Consider the following 17,340-nt stretch of genomic DNA (forward strand, 5'->3'; position numbering starts at 1 on the left):
CGGAAGGGTCCGAAAAGGCGCTGTCGACTGATGCCCGGATTGCCGATTTCGCGGTCGACCGCGCCGCGTTCCGGTGGTCCGTGCCGGCTTCGGGAGTTTTTCACTACCACCGTGGGGAGAGAGCCCATGGCACTCTCGACTTCCGAGATCATGGAGATCAGCCTTGACCTCGTCGACTGGGACGAGGTGCCGGCCGACAGCGGGATCCACGTTCCGGGCGAGGAGCTCGAAACCGCGCTGGTGGGGATCGACCTCGAATCGCCGGAGATCCAGCTGGCCCACAACGAGGGGTACGACCTCGTCCTCGCCCACCACCCGCCGGGCGGCGACCCGCGGGTGAACTTCGCGCCCGTACTCGACAAGCAGATCGAGTTCATGACCGACCACGGCGTCCCGGAGAAGCGGGCCGAAGAAGCGGCGTCGTCGATCATCTCGGGGATGGAGCACGCGGGCCACAGCGCGAACTACCGTCACGACCCCAGCATCGCCGAGCATCTCGGCCAGCCGTACATGAACGTCCACCTCGCGCCGGACGAACTCGGCCGGCGGCGGTTCCGCGAGATCGCCGACGACCTGGACGACGACGCGACCGTCGGCGCGTTTGCGGATGCGCTGGGCGAGATCCCGGAGATCGACGAGGCGATCACCGACGTGGAACTGCGCGTCGGCGATCGGGAGAACGATCTGGGCGAGGTCGCGATCCACCACGCCGCCGGCACCAACGGCGGCAGCGACGTGGCCAGCGCCTACTTCGACAACGGCGTCGATACGGTGCTGTACATCCACGTCGGCGCGGGTGACACCGCCGAACTGCAGGAGGAGTACGGCGGCGAGGGGAAGAACCTCGTTGTCACCGGCCACATCGCTAGCGACGCGATCGGAATGAACGAGTTCATCGACGCGCTGGAGGCGGAAGGACTCGACTGCGAGACGGTGTCGGGCTGCGGCATCGGCCGGTAGCTCGCAGTCAGACAGTCCGCCTGTCGCATCGGTAGCGGGATGGGGACGGCGCCCGACGACGAGCGTATGCCCGAGGAGTTCACGCCCGAAGCGTACTACGACGAGTACGGCGAAAGCGAGTGGGAGCGGCTCGATCGCGATCTCTACGGCGAACTGGAACACGACGAGACGTGGCACTACCTCGAACGCCACCTGCCCGAGTCGGGGGAGGTCCTCGACGCGGGCGGCGGCGCCGGCCGTTACAGCGTCGAACTCGCCGAGCGAGGGTACGAGGTGACGCTCGTCGACCCGAGCGCCGAACAGGTCACGCTCGCCCGGGAGAACGCCGCCGAGCACGGTGTCGCGGACGCGGTGACAGCCCGGACCGGCGACGTGCGCGATCTCGCGGCGGCGGCAGACAGCTTCGACGCGACGCTCTGTCTCGGTGGCCCGCTCTCGCACGTCCTCGACGCGGGGGAGCGGCGGACCGCGGCCGCGGAACTACACCGCGTGACAGCGCCGGGCGGCCCGGTGTTCGTCTCGGTGATGGGACGGCTGGCCGCACTCCAGACCATCGCCCGGATGGCTGGCCGGGTCGACCCGGAGGTCGACGAGACCGAGCTCCTGCCCCGGCTCGCCCGGACCGGCGACTACGACGCCGACCTGCTCGAGGCGTTCGGCCTCGACCCGTCCGGCCCGCCGATGCATCTGTTCCGAGCCAACGAACTCCGCGAACTGCTCCAGCACGCCGGACTGACGGTGCACACCGTGACCGGGCTGGAGAGCGTCGCCTCCCAGCGTCGGGACGAGTTCGACGCGCTCGGCGACGACCACCGCGAGGCGATCCGGGAGAGCGTCGCGGCGCTGCGTGGCGATCCCGGCGTCGCCGACCTCTCGGGCCACATGCTCGCCGTGGCGAGGGTGTGATCGGCCGTCGGGCGTACCGTTATACGTCCGGCTGAAGTACGGCGTGGCGTGACCCGGGAAACGAAGGGGGACGACGGGGGGACCGAGGAGCCACCCGAAGAACGCGACCGGATCGCCGAACTGGAAGCACGGCTCGATCGCTTGGAGGACCGGACCGCGGGCAACAACGGCGCGACCGCCGACGACCGCCTCGACGAGCTCAGCGAGGAGGTCGCGGCGCTCCGCGAGACTACCGACCGACTGGCGTCGACGCTGGACGAGGCGCTCGACGAACTCGACGCGATCCGCGAGTCGGAGTACGGCGCCCTGGAGGAGAAGCGCGAGCGACAGTTCGAGACCGCGGTGAAGTCGATGGTGGCGTTCCACCAGCTCGCGACCGAGGTGCTCGACGTTCGCGTCGAGAACTACGAGCCCGCCGCCGGCCACGCCGACGCCGAGCGCGTCGAGACAACGAGGGACCGCATCGTCGACGCGCTGGATGTCGGACAGAGCGACGCCAGCACCGGCCCGACGCTCGAAGCGAGCGACGAGGAGTGGCCCGATCCCGAGGAGACCGCCCGGGAGGGTGCCGTGTTCTCCGGCGGCGACGAGCCGGAGACGACATCCGACGCGCCTGAATCGGGCGTCTATCCACCAGTCGGAGGGAGCGACAACACAGAGGACGGGGGGTCGAGCTCCCTCCCCGAGAGCGTCCGAACCGACGCCGAGATCGTCGCGGAGAGCGACGCGGAGGAAACGCACGTCGGTGACGGCGACGCCGACACGGAGGACGACCCGTGGCGCCTCGCCGGCGTCGATCCGGCGAGCGCCCGCGAGGTTCGTGACGCCGTGCTGGCGGCGGACACCCGGAGAGCCCCCGCCAGGGAGGCGTACGCTCGGATCGTCGACGAGCCGCGGGACGACTCCGCGGACGCGCCGGACGGCGGCGAGCTAGCACCCGTGGACGAGGATCGCTGAGCAGCGCGGCACACGACAGCCACGATGGACGACTGAGCATCGCGGCACGCTGTCAGCCACGATGGACGACTGAGCATCGCGGCACGCTGTCAGCCGCGATGGACGACTGAGCAGCGCGGCACACGACAGCCGCGATGGACGGCCGACACACAGCTCTGTGACGGCCGGCCGGACCCCGGTTTCGCTCCGCTTAACTCCGCGGACCTGCAAGCCGGCGTGTGGACCCGTTCGACGTTCTGGGCGTCGAAACCGACGCCGACGAGTCCGACGTCTCCCGAGCGTATCGGGAGCGCGTGAAGGAGGCCCACCCCGATCAGGGTGGGTCCCGTGAGGAGTTCATGCGGGTCCAGCAAGCCTACGCCTCGATCCGGAACGGTACCGTCGAGGTGGCCGACGACGGGTCGGCCGAGTCGACGGCCGCGACGGAGCCGACCGCGGCCGAGGACCAGGGGCCGCCGCCGGGCACCGCGCGGATGGAGTACCTCGACTTCGAGGTGCTGGCGGACCACGGCTGGGAGATCGACGACGACGACCTGTTCGAGATGGCGTCGAACGCCGACCTCGAACCGGGAGAGTACGGCCGCCTGCTGGTCGACCGCGAGGAGACGCTGCTGGAGGCGGCCGAGCGCTGTGGGTTCGCGTGGCCGTACGCCTGCCGGGGCGGCGCCTGTGCGAACTGTGCGGTGTTGGTACGCGAGGGCGAGGTCGAGATGGCCGACAGCCACGTGCTCCCGGACGGAATGGTCGACGAGGGGATCCGGCTCTCCTGTCTCTGCCGGCCGCGAAGCGACGAGCTGCAGGTGGTGTACAACGTGAAACACCTCCCGGGGCTGGACGAGCTCCGGCTCCCCTCCCAACGCTTCTGAGCGGTCGTGATCAGTGAGCCAGCGGTCGCCCGGCGAGTTCCGGGTTCGTCCACGCCCACTCTCCGTCCACGTGTTCGAACGCGCGGTTCGGATCGTCGACGGCCTGTCCCAGCGGTCGGGCGCCGCCGAGGTTCGGCCCAACGTCGGTGATGGGGACGGCGGCGACACAGCGCGTTCGCGTCGAGTAGTACACCGCCTCCTCGGCGCCCGAAAGCACGCCGATCAGCGTGCGGTTCCCGACGTCCGCGTCGTACAGCAGGTCGGCGGTCCGTTTCCGGACGGACACGTCGGGAGTTCGCGGGCGCAGCGCCCGGACGAGCGCGTCGAACGGCGTCGTCGTGCGCGTTCGCGTAGCCATACATCACTGTGGGGAGCGCAGGGTAAAGGGAGTGAGCCATCCCCGGAGTGAAAGTGAAGGATACGGCGAAAGTGAACGAGGCGGGTGATTTCCGGGAGCCGTCGCCACACGGTAGCGACGCGGAAAGGTGATGTGCCCCCTCGCCCATCGGACGGGTATGGAGTACGTGGCGTTCGACGAGGCCGAGACGTACGAGCCCGACGAGGGGTGGCAGCGCCGCGCCCTCGCCGGCAGCGAGCAGTTCACTTTCGAGTGGTTCGAGAAGCCGCCGGGGCACTCCTCGCCGATGCACGACCACGAGAACGAGCAGGTCTGTGTCTGTCTCGAAGGCGAGCTCACCGTCCACACCGAGGCGGAGTCGGTGACGCTCTCGGAGAACGACTCGGTCCACCTCGAGGCGTGGGAGTCCCACCGCGTCGAAAACGAGACCGACGAGCGCGCGGTCGGGCTCGACGTGTTCGCGCCCGGCCGCGGCTTCGAGTTCTGGACCGACCGGGAGTAGTCCGGAGATTCCGTGGAGTCTGGCGCGCCGACTGCCCCGGTCGTAACGTTCTCGGGCGTCCCCGCCCAACGACCAGCTATGGCACAGGAGACGATCTCCGTCGAAGGAATGGCGTGTGGCAGCTGTGAGGAGACGGTCGAGTCCGCAGTCGCGGCGCTTGAGGGCACCGAGTCCGTCGAGGCCGACAACACGACCGACACCGTCGAGATCGAGGGTGATGTCGACGGCGACGCCGTCGCCGACGCGATCGAAGACGCCGGCTACACCGTTCTCGGTTAATCCTCGTTCGCCGGTGACGACGCCTCGATCAGCGAGACGACCCGGTCGGGGCGGTCCATCCCGGCACAGACCGACAGCACCGTGAGATGGAGTCCGTCCTCCATCGGCGCGTCACCGCCGCGGACCGCGCCGCCGCCGATCGTCTCGTCGAGCGTCCGTCGGGCGTCGGCGATCGCCTCGCGGTTGAGCCACTCTGGCGGCCCCATCGTCACCAGCAGCGCCCGCGTCGCCCGCGAGAGATCGCCGCCAGCGGAGCGCTGGCGGAACAGCGAGCGCTGGACGGCGGTCTCGATCGTGCTGTAGCTCTCGATCTCGTCGGGCGACTCCGTCTTCGAGCGCAGGCGATCGAACAGCGACGGCTTCTCGCGGACCTGCTGGCGCCAGTAGCCCATGGTCGCGTACCCACCCTCGCCCAGCGTCGCGATGATCTCGCTGGCGTCGACGACGCTCTCGCCGACCGCGGCGCCGTCGGCCGCCTCGCCGGCGCCGAACAGCGCTGGGACCCACTCGGCGATCGTCCCGTTCGCGTCGGCGTAGGCGTCGGCAGCCTCCGCGTCGGCCGGGCGCTCCGGGGGCGCGTCGAGGCTCCCGTTGTCGAACAGTAGCTGCGTATCGACGGTCGCTTCGAGGCCGCGCAGGCCGGCACGCGCGTTCGAAACGACGCCCTCCTCCTCGGGTGCTGGGAGTACGGTCAGCGCGTAGACCGGTACCTCGATCGTCTCCCGGAGCGTGTCGACCAGCACCGGCGCGGCGCCCGCGCCGGTCGCGCCGCCGACACCGACGGTGACGAGCACGCCGTCGACCGTCGAGGGGACGGCGTCGGTGGCCGCGTGGCTGAGTTCGCGGACGTTCGCCTCCGCGGCCGCACGCACGGCCGCGGCGTCCCCCGTGGACCGCGAGGTCGTCCCGAACGCGTGCCGGCGCTCCTGTGGCACGTCGATGTCGGCGAGCGCCTCGGGGTCGGTGTCGAAGACGGCGACGGTCGCGACGTACGGCCGGTCGTCGGGCTCCGCGGCGGCGAGCCGGGCGGCCACCCGACCGCCCGCGCCGCCGACGCCCAGTACGGCGAGTTGCATAGTTCGGCGTTGCCGCCCGCCGGCATAGGTGCTTCGTCGCGAGGGCGGAGCGCGATCGGTGGCTCCCAACGGGGCCGGAGCCGACCGCGGGAGATCAGATCGTACAGAAGTACTATACTGGTTCGCGCTCGTAACTCTCTGGAGAACAGATGCCCCCCAACCGAGCACGGAACGACCGTGTAGGAGGCCGGTAGCCATGCTCGACAGCCTGCTCGCCGACGCCCGATCGAGCGATCACCAGTTCGTCATCCACTCCGACGATCCCGAGACGGCGGCGGCGGACTGGTTCCGGAACCACAACGTGGACGTGGCCCACCGGCCGCTCCCCGAGGGGATCCCGCGGCCGTTCCTCGTCGTCGAGCGGAACGGGGAGTTCGTTGGCGTGCTCGACCTCGCGGAGGTCGAACGGCTGCTCGAACCGCCGATCGAGCCGCCCACCGCCCGGGAAGCGCTCTCGGCTGGCCACCGGGGGTTCTTCGACGCGCTCGCCGGCACCGTGTTCACCTCGATCAGTCGGCGGGAGCTACTCGCGGTGAGCCGGGAGATCGAGGACCGCGCCCGCCGCGTCGGCGACGGCACCCTCCACGTCAGCTTCCAGCGGCTGTCGATGTTCAAATCCCAGCAGGAGGTGTACGAACAGATCGTGGCCGAAACCGCACTGGACGTCCACGTCCACGGCGTCGACGACTGGACGCCGCCGGAGGATTCGGGGATCCACTACCACGCACACGAGGACGAGCGGCTGGCGCCCTACTGGGTGCTCGCGTTCGACGGCGGCTCCGACCGGACGCAGGCGTCCGGGCTCGTCGGCAAGGAACGCCCCGGTGAGGGGTTCACCGGGTTCTGGACGAACGACGAGGCGATGGTCGAGCGGATCCGGACGGCGATGGCGTCGGCGATCGCGTAGCCGGCCCGGCCGAGCCCGGTTCCACGACCGACAACGTGAGTCGCTTTTTGAAACCGATATCGGTTCCGCCGCCGTGGCGCCGATATGCCCCATCGGAAAGGTTGATACGCCCATCTCCCGAGAGACGTCGTAGTGGACGGAACACGGTACCCGGGCGCCACGGACGCCGTTTCGTTCTCCGTCGACGAGCTGACCGGAGCGTTAGGGGATTCGGTTACTGTACTCCCCATCGTCGTGGCGGTCGGCGCGCTCACGGAGCTGTCGCTTTCGCGGATGCTGCTGGGGTTCGGCGCGTTCCAGATCGTCTGGGGGCTCCGGTACGGGCTGCCGATCTCCGTCGAGCCGATGAAGGCGCTGGCGGCGTTGGCTATTGCCGGCACGCTCGGCGCCGACGAGCTCGCGATCGCCGGGCTGCTCGCCGGCGTCGTCCTGCTCGGCGTCGGGACGACGGGCGCGCTCGGCCGGGTCGCGCGGTACGTCGGCGAGCCCGTCACCCGCGGCATCCAGCTGGCGGTCGCGCTGCTCCTGCTCCAGACCGGCGTGGAGCTGAGCCTCGGCGACCCGACGTTCGCGCTGGCCGGCGTCGTCGCGGCCGCGGTCGTCGTCGCCGCGGGCTACCGCCGCGCGAGCGCGCTGGTCGTGCTCGGGGTGGGGCTGGCGATCGCGTTGGCGGGCACCGGTGTTCCACAGCCGACGCTTCCGACCGTCGGGCTCGCGCTCCCCGGCCCGAGCGGGCTCACTCGTTCAGCCGCCGAAGCGACGGCCGCGCAGTTGGCGATGACCGTCGGTAACGCCGCCGTCGCGACCGCGCTGCTGCTCTCGGAGTACTACGACGCCGACGTGACGCCCGACGAGCTCGCGTCCAGCATGGGGGCGATGAACCTCGCGGCGGTGCCGTTCGGCGCGCTGCCGATGTGTCACGGCAGCGGCGGCGTCGCCGGGAAGTACGCCTTCGGCGCCCGGACCGCGGGCTCGAACGTCATGCTCGGCGGGCTCTACGGCGTCGCGGCGCTGGGAACCGCGGTCGTGACGGCGTTCCCGATGGCGGTGCTGGGCGTGGTGCTCGCGCTGGTCGCGGTCGAACTCGGCCGGTCGGCGCTGGGCACCGATCACCTCCCCACCACGCTCGCCGTCGGCGCGCTCGGTCTGCTCACGAACGTCGGCGTCGCGTTCCTCGCCGGGGTCGCGTGGTGGGTCGCGCGAGAGCGACTGCTGTGACGCGAGAATCGAGCGTCAGTACTCGTACAGCGACACCACGAACGGCAGTTTGTTGTACATCACGACCGCGATCGGGATGCCGACGATGCTCAGCGTGAACGCGTAGGCGATGGACATCCAGACGCCGCTTGCCCACCAACCCACGAACACGAAGTAGACGCCACGAACGAGCAGGCCGTACTGCTGCTGGCCCGGGCTCCCCGTCTTGTCAACGAAGTCGCGTTCCTTCAGCGAGAGCACCTTCGGCGTCGCGTTGATCATCTTGATCCCCAGCGGGAGGCCGACGATCGTGACGTTCAGGAACCACGCGACGCCGAGCCAGATCCCCGTCGCCCACCACCCGACGAGCAGGAACCACACCGCACGGATCGCGAGCGAGGGGTCGTCAGTTCCGCCTGTCGTACTCATACCGAGTCGGAGGCGCGTCCGCCTGTTAGGTCTGCCGGCGGAACCTCCTCACTCCGATCGCGTCAGGTAGTCGCTGGCCTGTGGCTCGTCGGGGTCGGTCGGCACCTCGACCAGCCGCGGCTCGTCGGCCTCGAGCGCCTCGGCAACGGCCTCGCGGATCTCGGCCGGTGTCGCGGCGCGGGCGGCCGCCACGCCCATCGACTCCGCGAGCGCGACGAAGTCGATCGGTGAGTCGCCCCACGCGTACGTCCCCTTCGGGAGGCCGTGCTCGCGCTCGGCGCCGTCGCTGATGATCGCGTAGTCCTCGTTGCGGAACACGACCGTCGTCACGGGTAGCTCCTCGGCTGCGGCGGTGTGGAGCTCGTGGATCGCCATCATCAGCCCGCCGTCGCCCGCCAGCGCGACCACGTCGCTGTCGGGGTTGGCGGCCTGTGCGCCCAGCGCCGAGGGGAGGCCGGTCCCCATCGTCGCCCACGAGCCCGGGTTCACGTAGGAGCGTGGCCCCGCCGCCGGGAACGTCGCGAGCGCCCAGATGCGGAAGCCGCCGGCGTCGGCGGCGACGATCGCGTCGTCGGGCACCGCCGCACGGACGGCTCGCAGCGCGCCCGGCGAGCTCAGCGGCGGCTCACCGTCGACGAGCTCGTCGACCCGGCGGGCGACCGACGCCCGGAGGCGGTCCGTGACCGTCCTGGCGTCGTGGTCGCCCGGAGTGATCTCGGCTGTCAGCGCCGCGAGCGTCGGTTTCGCGTCGGCGACGATCCCGACCGCGGGCTCGTAGTTCGTTCCGAGGTCGTCCGGAGAGAGCGTGACGTGGACCAGCGCGTCCGGCACTTCGAGGGTCCGCCCGCGGGTGACCAGCTCGTCGAAATCGGTCCCGACGGCGAGCGCCGCGTCGGCCTCGGCGACGTACTCGTGCATCTCCGGCGTGGTCGCACCACAGAGCACACCTGCCGAGAGCGGGTGGTCCTCCGGGATCACGCCCTTCCCCTTGTACGTCGTCAGCACGGGCGCGTCGTAGCGCTCGGCGAACGCGAGCAGCTCCTCGCTGGCGCCGGCGCTCCGCACGCCGCCGCCGGCGATCACGACCGGCGCGTCGGCGCCGCCGAGGACCGCGGCCGCGTCGGCGACCGTCGCCGCGGGCGGCGCCTCGGGCTGCCCGATGTCGGTCCCTGCGACGCCGCCCTCGGGCGCCCCGGTAGGGAGGTAGGATTTGGGAATGCCGAGCCGGACTGGCCCCTTCGGCGCCGTCGTCGCCGTCTCGACCGCGCGCTCGACCTCGGCGAGCACGCCGTCGGGGTTCTTCACCACGCGGTTGGCTTTGGTGACAGTGTCGTACGTCTCCGGCGGCGTCTCGTGGATGCCGTCGCGCCCCCGCACCTCGGGGTCGGTCTCGACGGCGATGTGGATCAGCGGCGTGTTGTCGTTGTACGCGTTCTTCAGCCCGTTCATCGCGTTCATGTCGCCGGGCCCGGGGACGACGACGGTGGCGGCGGGGCGGCCCGAGGTCTCGGCGTACCCCCACGCTTGCTGGGAGACGGCGGTCTCGTGGCGCGCCATCACGAACTGCACGTCGTCGCGGCCGTCGACGGCCTCGTTCAGCGGCAGGGTCTGCTTGCCGGGGATCCCGAACACGGTGTCGATGCCGTGCTCGACGAGTCGGTCGATCACGGCGGCGGCGAGTGTCATAGTCGGTGTGGGGGGCGGCGAGGGGAAAACTGTATCTCACTCCGGGCGCCGGCGCCGGGGCGGACTGAATCGGTCGCGTCGGCGCCTCAGACGCCCCAGCCGACGGCGATCCCGACCGTCGCCGTGACGGCGAGCAGGAACTGGAGCGGGCCACCCACCCGGAGGAAGTCGGCGAACTCGTAGCCGCCCGGGCCGTAGACCATCAGGTTCGTCTGATAGCCCACGGGAGTCATGAACGAGGTGGCGGAGGCGAACATCACGGCGAGCAGGAACGCGAACTCGTTTGCGCCCATGCGGGCCGCGGCATCGACGCCGACGGGGATCAACAGCACCGCGGTCGCGACCGGCGTGATGACGCTCGCGAGCAGCCCCGCAAGTAAGTAGAGCGCGAACAGTACCCCCAGCGTCGGGAGGACGGCGTCCAGCGCGACGAGGAACTCGGCGATCGTCGCCGCACCGCCGGTCGACTCCAGCGCGAGCCCCAACGGTATCACGCCCGCGAGCAGGAAGATCACGTTCCAAGAGACGGCGTCGTAGGCATCGGCGGTCGTGAGACAGCCCGTAACGACCATCGCGACGACGCCGGCCAGCGCCGCGATGACGATCGGGAGCAGGTCCAGCGCGGCGACGCCGACGACGCCCGCGAGAATTCCGACTGCGATCGGCGTCTTCGGGGAGAGCGGCGCGACCTCGTCGGCATCTGCCGCCGCCAGTCGGTCGACGGCCCGCTCGTCGGCGACGACGAGGTCGGCCGTGTCGGTGAAGTAGCGGATCGACGCTGGGGTCGTCCGGAGCAGCAGTAGATCGCCCGCCTGTAGCGTCGTCCCGTCGAGTTCGGTCCTGAGCAGGTCGCCGCCACGCCGGATCGCCAGCACCGTGGTCTCGTGGTAGTCGCGGAGCCCGGTTTCGGCGACCGTCTCGCCGACGTAGCTCGACTGGTCCGGGACGACGGCTTTCGCGAGCGTCCCGTCGGTCGCCGCCGACTCGAACGTGTCCTCGGTCACCGATTCGCGGGAGCGGTGGTTCAGCGCGGCGGCCTCGCGGAACTGATTGACCGCCTGCAGCGAGCCGTGGACGACGAGGCTGTCGCCGACGTCGAGGACGCGATCGGAGTGGGCGCCGGCGTACGCCTCGCCGTCGCGGCGGGCCTGCAGCACGCGAACGTCGGGGTACCCCTCGTCGAACGCGTCGACGGTCGCGCCGACGGCGGGGGAGTCATCGGTGACCTCCAGCAGCGTGAGGTAGTTGTCGAGGTCGAACTCGGTCACAGGGTCGCTGTCGACGGGCACTCGTGCGGGCGTGAGCCGCCAGCCGACCGTCAGCAGGTAGACGGTGCCGACCGCCAGCAGCACGGCGCCGAGCCCGGTGAACTCGAACATCCCGATCCCGTCGCGGCCGTCGATGAGGATCCGGGCGAAGTCGCTCGCGAGGATGTTGGTCGACGTACCGATCAGCGTTAGCGTGCCGCCGAGGATGGCGGCGTAGGACAGCGGCAGCAGGAGCTTCGACGGGCTAAGCTCCGTCTTCTCGGCGAGATCGGTTACCATCGGGATGAACACCGCCACGACGGGCGTGTTGTTCACGAAGCCGGCGATGGGACCGGTGGTACAGACCGTCGCGACGAGCGCACGGAACTCCTTGCCGGCGGTGAAGTCAGCGAGGTAGATCCCCAGCCGTTCGACGATCCCCGTCGCCTGCACGCCGGCGCTGAGCATGTACATCGCGATGATGGTGACCGTCGCCGGGTTCGCGAAGCCGGAGATCGCCCCCCGGGCACCGACGCCGGTCCACGGTTCGAGCACGACGAGGGCGGCGACGACGGCGATCGCGGTCACGTCGTTGGGGACGACTTCGGTGACGAACGCCACGAGCACGGCGACGATGAGGAGGAAGACGATCGCCGCGCCGGACAGTTCGAAAAGAGCCATACGGGCCACGATGGAGGTGACTCCCTTGACTGTATCCTTTGGACTGCTCAGCTTCGCAGAGGGGCCGGTCGGTGGGGAGACCGACCCCCTACTGGTTCCACGCCGCGCCGTCGGGGTCGATCAGTCGCTCCTCCGCCTCGATCCCGTCGATCGTCGCCATATCCTCCTCTGTCAGGTCGAGGCTCGCGGCCTCGTAGTTCGCGCGGATGTGCTCCGGCGTCGCGGACTTCGGGATCGGCACCAGCGCCTCCTTCTCGACCGCCCACGCGATACAGACTGCCGCGGGTGTGGTGTCGTGACGGTCGGCGACCGTCTGCAGTTCGGGCGTATCGAAGATCTCCCCCTGTCCGAGCGGACAGTACCCGACGAGAGTGTGGTCGTGCTCGGCGGCGTACTCCCGGAGCTCGTCCTGCGGGAGCAGCGGGTGGCACTCGACCTGATGAGCGGCGATATCGCTGTCGAGGATCTCGCGGGCCTCGTCAAGCAGTTCGGGCGTGAAGTTCGACACCGCGACGTTGCGGGTCACACCCTCGTCCTGGAGTTCCTGCAGCGCGCGGAGGCTCTCTTCGGGGTCGTACGCGCCTGTCGGCCAGTGGACGTACAGCAGGTCGAGTTCGTCGACGCTCAGCCGTTCCAGGCTCTCCCGGCTCGTGCGTTTGGCGTCCTCGTAGCCGAGGTTGTCCGGGAGGATCTTGCTCGCGAGGAGCACGTCCTCGCGGTCGACCTCGGAGAGGCGAATCCCCGCACCGACCGCGGGCTCGTTGTCGTACATCTGTGCGGTGTCGACGAAGCGGTAGCCGGCGTCGAGCGCCGTGGCGACCGCGTCGGCGCACTCGTGGCCCTTCGTGCCGGAGGTGCCGAGGCCGATGTCGGGAAGGTCGAGACTCATGGCTGTGGCGGGGAACTGGGAGCGACGGCGTAAAGAACTCCCTGTCGCGGCGGATTTTCCCGATCCGTTACCACGTCCTGACTGGGAGGAGATCGGTCGCACGAGCGATTCGGTTCTCCCCGTCGACGGGGACGACCACCCGCATCTCGGGGTTGTAGTCCACGAGGAGCTCCCGACAGGCGCCGCAGGGCGGGACGACGCGGTGGTCCTCCGCGTCGTGGCTCGGAAGCGGGTGGGAGACGGCGACGCAGGCGTCGATCTCGTCGTGTGCGTGGCCGTCGCCGATCGCCGCGCTCACCGCCCCCTGCTCGGCGCAGGCGGAGACGCGGCCGACGCTAGTCGGGAGGCTGACGCCGTCGTACACCGATCCGTCGGCGGTGCGCACCGCCGCGGCGACGACGTGGCCGCCGTCGAAGAACTCGGGGTCGAACGCCTCGCGATTCACCCGGACGGCTCTGTCGTGGAGGGACTCGTCGGCGTCGGTGAGTGGGGCCGTGTCCATGTGGTTCGGGTCGGGGAGAGTGGGTAAGTGCTTTCTCCAAACGCGTCTGGGCGGCGCCTGTGGGATACGTGATTGATCGGGACAGCACCGTAGACAGCAACCGCAACAGCAGATCTATCCTTGGCAACTGGTGACCGCAGGGTGCCGGGCACGAGGCCCGGCACAGCCCCGAGTCACCATCTCTCCCCCCGCGCTCGCCGACCGCTGGCGAGCGCGAGGCGTCCACCGCCCCGCTACCGCACCGCGGTGGCTGTCGGCGCGAAGCAGGAGCGCCCGACGGGGCGCGACCAGCGCGAGGGACGAGGGAGCGGTTGCGACCGAGTCGGCTGGGGAGGTTCGTGGGCTGTGCGGAGCGGTGCGGTCGCAAGTGGTCTACGACCGAGGCGCTGTCGCTGTTGCGGTTCCCGTAATCATCAGTCAAACTACTGTCGCGGTTGCTGTTCCGTTAGCAACCGTCGATACTCCGCTAACCTCTGGCAAAAGAGCCCACCAAACGGCTCTGGTGAATCGCCAGAAGGCGTTTCGTTTCACTGTTTCACGGATCGCTTGATGTTGTGGACCGCACACATCAGGACGATCTCACGAAATTCGCGGTACCACGCTCGGGCACGCACCGCGTGGCCGAGCGTGCGCTTAATCGTCGAGAAGACGGTCTCAGACAGTGCTCTTTGGCCGTATAGAGACCCATCGATGCGCGCGTTATGCGCGCAATCGATGGGTCGGAACTCGCGGTGCTTGATCAGCGGTCTCACGCCCTCTTCGCGCAATTTCTTGCGCAATTGCTGCCAATCGTAGCCTTTGTCAGCGGCGAGGCTGGCAATCTCGCCCGCGTTGCGGCGGGCGAGTTGCCAGCCGATCTGCGTGTCGTGGCGCTTCTCAGTCGTACAGTGAACGTCGAGCACAGCTTGCGTTTTCGTATCAACGAGCGCAGTCGCTTTGAGCGTTTGAACGCGGTAATTCGTCCGGCGACAGTAGTGCTTGCTGGCAGTTTCGCGGTCGAAAAACGTCGCGTCCATTGCGGCGTGATCGGCGGTGTCGTGCAGCTGCGACGAAAGGCGCAGGAGCACCCGCCAGATCTTCATCTCTAACCTATCAAACGCCTTCACAAGCGTGGAGTGATGCGGGAGATCGCCCTCTTCGAGGCCGATCTCGGCCAAAATATGCGGCATCTCGCTCAAGAGATCAAGCGCTTCACGATACGGTTTCGCCAAGTAAATCCGGAGACAGTGAAGCGAAACGACGGCGTAGTCGGCGAAGCCGCCACCCCCTTCGGGGGCGGCGACTTCGCCTCGGCCACCAACAGCATTTTTAGCTAACGTCACAGTTTTGCGAGTGAAGCGGGAGATTTTCGACATAGGCATCGACAGTCTCCCGCTTCAACTCCTTTGAACTGACGACCTATCCCGCCGCAGTATAGCGATTCACCAGAGCCGACAATAGTAATACGGGAAACAGTGTGGAAAACCATTAAGGTTAGCTATCACCTCCACTGAAGTAGGCTGTTGGGAATACGACGTAGTCTGGTAAGATTCCGCTCACAGTGCCGTGGACGCTCACGTCTTGAACAGCACCCGGAGTCATGCCGAGGAACAACCGCCCGTAGTGATCGAGAACCCACCACACTACACAATGAGTACCAGCGATTCCGACGACACTGACCGACTCGAACAGTACATCCGCGACGAGAAGGGCCATCTCGACAGTTGCGACAGCATGGTCAATCTCGCGAATTGGCTCTACGCGAACGAGTATTTCGAGACCAACGACCAAGTGGTCCCTACGAGCGATCTCAAAGAAATCCTCGGCAGCCGGCTCGAATACGGTGTAGACACGCTGCTTGATCATCTTGAGGAAATCAACGTTGTCAGCGAAGTCTCACAAGGGGGCGGTCAGTTCATTCTACATGAGCGGACCGGACGGGCGTTCTTTGACCCGGACAATGAAGAGATGCTGCCTCTCCTCGAAGAAGAAATTTCGCGATTCCTTAAGGACCTGCGGGAACAACAAAGCCGAGCGCTGGAATCCGAAGACACCGGCGACGACGAGACTCAGTCAGTCGCTGACGGTGGAAAACTCGAAGGGGCAGGCCCGGATGAGCCCGATGAGACGGAGGCTGATGACGAGGAAGACGCCGACGATGTGCCGACAAAGTTTCGCGCAGTCGCCTCCGCGGCACTAGATGCCGAGCAACCGCTCGAAGACGCGCTTACAAACCCCACAGACCATATCGAGCAGATCGTCCGGTTCGACGACGTGGTTACAGCAATCACCGAGAGCGACGAAGTGAGTCGAAGGTGTCCGTACGAGCCGATGGGCTGGCGCAACGCTGCGAACAAGTGGGTGCTGACCACGACAGCAAAAGCACGTAAGGAAAACGAATCACTATCGGGGTATTGAAGACCTGAGTCGTAGAGACCTCTTGGACAACGCTCGGAAACAATTAGAAAATCACCCTGTGAGAGCTCCGGAATATGGAACAGATGATGCGTACGCCTACCGCAAGGTGACATCAGATACATAACAGAGATATTTTCACTGCCGAATTATCTGGGTGGGGTGATGTCGGTGTCGTAGACGTCGTCGACAGCATCGGCGTAAATGCCGTCGAGGATCGAGAGTAGTTCCGGGTTTTCGACGACTAAGTCACGGAACGCGTCTTCGAGTGCAGCGATGTAGGCTGTGAAGAAGTCATCGTGGTCGTCAGGGGTGATGTCGTACGTCGCAGCGATCATGTTCCGTTTATTCCCGGTGCGATTGGCAGTCGCCGGGAGAACGGTGTCGATAGCATCGGCCTGTGCATTGAACTTCTCGTACACCGCGTCGATGAAGGATTGGTCGTTGGCGCCCATGTTTCGGAAGTAGAGGGTGAGCGTGTTGTCTCGAAGGGCTTGGTCGCGGTCGTTTTCGAGTCGGTGGTGGAATCCGATTCTGGCGTCGTTGCGGTCGTCGGGGCGCTCGTGGCGAATGTCGGTGAGGTCATCGGTGTGTCGCCACCACCCGTGCTTGAACAGCATCCCCCAGTCGGAACTGGTTGATCGGAACCACCAGTTCCCGACGCCGTCGGTCGGGCACTCGAACTGGACGTGGTAGTCTGTGTCCGAGAGGATTGCCCCTGAGCCGTTCGATGCAAGGCGATTCGCAAGTCGGGTTGGCCAGTTATGCGCGAACGTCTCCCACTGGTCTTCGAACGTCTCGGTCACGTCGGTGATGGTCTCGTAGTGGTCGAGGTACAGTTCGACTTTCTCGGCAACGTTGTCTGTTGGGTCGGACATGCCTGCGATGGATCGGATGTCGTCGGCGAATTCGTAGAGCTGTACGACCGTTCGCTGCGGGTACCGTGGTGCGGTGGCGACGATGAAGTCGGTCAGGACGGAGTCGACGAACTTCGTCCACGTCCAGTTGCTGAATTCCGAGTCGTTCGCGTCCGGGCGGTCGGCTTGATGCAGATAGAGGTAGTACGCGCCAGACTCGTAGTCGTCCTTCGGAACATCGTCGATGTGCGTGACGTCCTGGCGATAGAACTCCGTCTGCGTGTCCTCCGCAGAGAATTTGAGTTCGACCAGAAGGAACCACTCGTTCGGAACCTGGACGACCAAGTCGACAAAGCCTGACGACACTGGGTCTCCGTCAACTTGCTCCGTGAGCCGTACTTGGTCGTCAACGACGACATCCGAGAGATCATGGAGATCCTCATCGAACCCACACGTGTCGGGCAAGCCATTGAGGAACGCGCGGAGAAATTCCTCCTCCATTCCGTGCGGTTGGTCCGGATCAAGGAAGTACGCGAACAACCGGTTGATATACACCTCGGCTTTCTGCTGTGACCCCAGGGAGTATTCGATCACGTCCATCAGTGACCGAGGTGTTTCAGGAACGGCGGTGAGTTGCTCCCACCGGC

Annotated in this window: 18 protein-coding genes; 9 read left to right on the forward strand and 9 right to left on the reverse strand. The window is 67.5% G+C overall.

Annotated features, from left to right (window positions below; translation table 11 throughout):
* Positions 1-126 precede the first annotated feature (126 nt).
* The 4 genes from BN1959_RS07865 (at position 127) to fer (ending at position 3,689) form a co-directional block, all read left to right on the forward strand.
* Positions 127-960, forward strand: a complete 834-nt coding sequence (locus BN1959_RS07865; protein WP_053948132.1) for a hypothetical protein — start codon at positions 127-129, stop codon at positions 958-960.
* Between the two features lie 66 nt (positions 961-1,026).
* A complete protein-coding gene (locus BN1959_RS07870) occupies positions 1,027-1,866 on the forward strand; it encodes a class I SAM-dependent methyltransferase (protein ID WP_053949349.1) in 840 nt (279 codons plus the stop codon).
* Positions 1,867-1,914: 48 nt separating this feature from the next.
* Positions 1,915-2,823 (forward strand): hypothetical protein, encoded by a 909-nt coding sequence (locus BN1959_RS07875; protein ID WP_053948133.1) that lies wholly within the window; start codon positions 1,915-1,917, stop codon positions 2,821-2,823.
* 218 nt (positions 2,824-3,041) lie between these two features.
* Positions 3,042-3,689, forward strand: a complete 648-nt coding sequence (gene fer / locus BN1959_RS07880; RefSeq protein ID WP_053948134.1) for a ferredoxin Fer — start codon at positions 3,042-3,044, stop codon at positions 3,687-3,689.
* A gap of 10 nt (positions 3,690-3,699) precedes the next feature.
* Here the strand turns inward: fer and BN1959_RS07885 are convergent, their stop codons facing one another.
* A complete protein-coding gene (locus BN1959_RS07885; protein WP_053948135.1) occupies positions 3,700-4,047 on the reverse strand; it encodes a hypothetical protein in 348 nt (115 codons plus the stop codon).
* A gap of 157 nt (positions 4,048-4,204) precedes the next feature.
* Here BN1959_RS07885 and BN1959_RS07890 point away from each other — a divergent pair, with 157 nt between their 5' ends.
* Complete coding sequence (locus BN1959_RS07890; RefSeq protein WP_053948136.1) at positions 4,205-4,549, forward strand: cupin domain-containing protein; 345 nt, start codon at positions 4,205-4,207, stop codon at positions 4,547-4,549.
* A gap of 78 nt (positions 4,550-4,627) precedes the next feature.
* Entirely contained in the window at positions 4,628-4,828 is a 201-nt protein-coding gene (locus tag BN1959_RS07895) for a heavy-metal-associated domain-containing protein (protein WP_053948137.1), read from the forward strand.
* Here the strand turns inward: BN1959_RS07895 and BN1959_RS07900 are convergent.
* Entirely contained in the window at positions 4,825-5,904 is a 1,080-nt protein-coding gene (locus BN1959_RS07900; RefSeq protein WP_053948138.1) for a hypothetical protein, read from the reverse strand. The two genes, BN1959_RS07895 and BN1959_RS07900, sit on opposite strands and share 4 nt — an antisense overlap.
* A gap of 196 nt (positions 5,905-6,100) precedes the next feature.
* Between BN1959_RS07900 and BN1959_RS07905 the strand changes: the two genes are divergently transcribed.
* On the forward strand, positions 6,101-6,811 hold the full coding sequence (locus tag BN1959_RS07905; RefSeq protein WP_053948139.1) for a DICT sensory domain-containing protein: 711 nt from the start codon (positions 6,101-6,103) through the stop codon (positions 6,809-6,811).
* Positions 6,812-6,943: 132 nt separating this feature from the next.
* Positions 6,944-8,029 carry a putative sulfate/molybdate transporter gene (locus BN1959_RS07910; protein WP_053948140.1) on the forward strand — a complete coding sequence of 362 codons (1,086 nt, stop codon included), beginning with the start codon at positions 6,944-6,946 and terminating at the stop codon, positions 8,027-8,029.
* Between the two features lie 15 nt (positions 8,030-8,044).
* Here BN1959_RS07910 and BN1959_RS07915 read toward each other — a convergent pair whose 3' ends face one another.
* The 6 genes from BN1959_RS07915 to BN1959_RS07940 form a co-directional block, all read right to left on the reverse strand.
* Complete coding sequence (locus tag BN1959_RS07915; RefSeq protein WP_053948141.1) at positions 8,045-8,437, reverse strand: hypothetical protein; 393 nt, start codon at positions 8,435-8,437, stop codon at positions 8,045-8,047.
* Positions 8,438-8,485: 48 nt separating this feature from the next.
* Positions 8,486-10,123, reverse strand: coding sequence for a thiamine pyrophosphate-binding protein (locus BN1959_RS07920; protein WP_053948142.1), 1,638 nt, complete (start codon positions 10,121-10,123; stop codon positions 8,486-8,488).
* Positions 10,124-10,209: 86 nt separating this feature from the next.
* Positions 10,210-12,051 (reverse strand): SLC13 family permease, encoded by a 1,842-nt coding sequence (locus BN1959_RS07925; protein ID WP_053948143.1) that lies wholly within the window; start codon positions 12,049-12,051, stop codon positions 10,210-10,212.
* An 88-nt stretch (positions 12,052-12,139) separates the two neighbouring features.
* A complete protein-coding gene (locus tag BN1959_RS07930; protein ID WP_053948144.1) occupies positions 12,140-12,940 on the reverse strand; it encodes an aldo/keto reductase in 801 nt (266 codons plus the stop codon).
* A 67-nt stretch (positions 12,941-13,007) separates the two neighbouring features.
* Positions 13,008-13,442, reverse strand: a complete 435-nt coding sequence (locus tag BN1959_RS07935; protein WP_053948145.1) for a cytidine deaminase — start codon at positions 13,440-13,442, stop codon at positions 13,008-13,010.
* A gap of 527 nt (positions 13,443-13,969) precedes the next feature.
* Positions 13,970-14,797, reverse strand: a complete 828-nt coding sequence (locus BN1959_RS07940; protein WP_053947945.1) for an IS5 family transposase — start codon at positions 14,795-14,797, stop codon at positions 13,970-13,972.
* Positions 14,798-15,044: 247 nt separating this feature from the next.
* Between BN1959_RS07940 and BN1959_RS07945 the strand changes: the two genes are divergently transcribed.
* A complete protein-coding gene (locus BN1959_RS07945) occupies positions 15,045-15,839 on the forward strand; it encodes a hypothetical protein (RefSeq protein ID WP_154018248.1) in 795 nt (264 codons plus the stop codon).
* 146 nt (positions 15,840-15,985) lie between these two features.
* Here the strand turns inward: BN1959_RS07945 and BN1959_RS07950 are convergent, their stop codons facing one another.
* Positions 15,986-17,293 carry a PD-(D/E)XK nuclease family protein gene (locus BN1959_RS07950; protein ID WP_053948147.1) on the reverse strand — a complete coding sequence of 436 codons (1,308 nt, stop codon included), beginning with the start codon at positions 17,291-17,293 and terminating at the stop codon, positions 15,986-15,988.
* Between the last annotated feature and the right edge of the window lie 47 nt (positions 17,294-17,340).

It is taken from the genome of Halolamina sediminis (assembly GCF_001282785.1).
Classification (GTDB): Archaea; Halobacteriota; Halobacteria; order Halobacteriales; family Haloferacaceae; genus Halolamina; species Halolamina sediminis.

Coding starts and splice junctions, on each gene's coding strand:
- BN1959_RS07905 (WP_053948139.1), top strand. CDS start 6,101: ATGCTCGACAGCCTGCTCGCCGACGCCCGATCGAGCGATCACCAGTTC.
- BN1959_RS07915 (WP_053948141.1), bottom strand. CDS start 8,437: ATGAGTACGACAGGCGGAACTGACGACCCCTCGCTCGCGATCCGTGCG.
- BN1959_RS07895 (WP_053948137.1), top strand. CDS start 4,628: ATGGCACAGGAGACGATCTCCGTCGAAGGAATGGCGTGTGGCAGCTGT.
- BN1959_RS07865 (WP_053948132.1), top strand. CDS start 127: ATGGCACTCTCGACTTCCGAGATCATGGAGATCAGCCTTGACCTCGTC.
- BN1959_RS07950 (WP_053948147.1), bottom strand. CDS start 17,293: ATGGACGTGATCGAATACTCCCTGGGGTCACAGCAGAAAGCCGAGGTG.
- BN1959_RS07900 (WP_053948138.1), bottom strand. CDS start 5,904: ATGCAACTCGCCGTACTGGGCGTCGGCGGCGCGGGCGGTCGGGTGGCC.
- BN1959_RS07870 (WP_053949349.1), top strand. CDS start 1,027: ATGCCCGAGGAGTTCACGCCCGAAGCGTACTACGACGAGTACGGCGAA.
- BN1959_RS07935 (WP_053948145.1), bottom strand. CDS start 13,442: ATGGACACGGCCCCACTCACCGACGCCGACGAGTCCCTCCACGACAGA.
- BN1959_RS07940 (WP_053947945.1), bottom strand. CDS start 14,797: ATGTCGAAAATCTCCCGCTTCACTCGCAAAACTGTGACGTTAGCTAAA.
- BN1959_RS07930 (WP_053948144.1), bottom strand. CDS start 12,940: ATGAGTCTCGACCTTCCCGACATCGGCCTCGGCACCTCCGGCACGAAG.
- BN1959_RS07925 (WP_053948143.1), bottom strand. CDS start 12,051: ATGGCTCTTTTCGAACTGTCCGGCGCGGCGATCGTCTTCCTCCTCATC.
- BN1959_RS07920 (WP_053948142.1), bottom strand. CDS start 10,123: ATGACACTCGCCGCCGCCGTGATCGACCGACTCGTCGAGCACGGCATC.
- BN1959_RS07890 (WP_053948136.1), top strand. CDS start 4,205: ATGGAGTACGTGGCGTTCGACGAGGCCGAGACGTACGAGCCCGACGAG.
- BN1959_RS07885 (WP_053948135.1), bottom strand. CDS start 4,047: ATGGCTACGCGAACGCGCACGACGACGCCGTTCGACGCGCTCGTCCGG.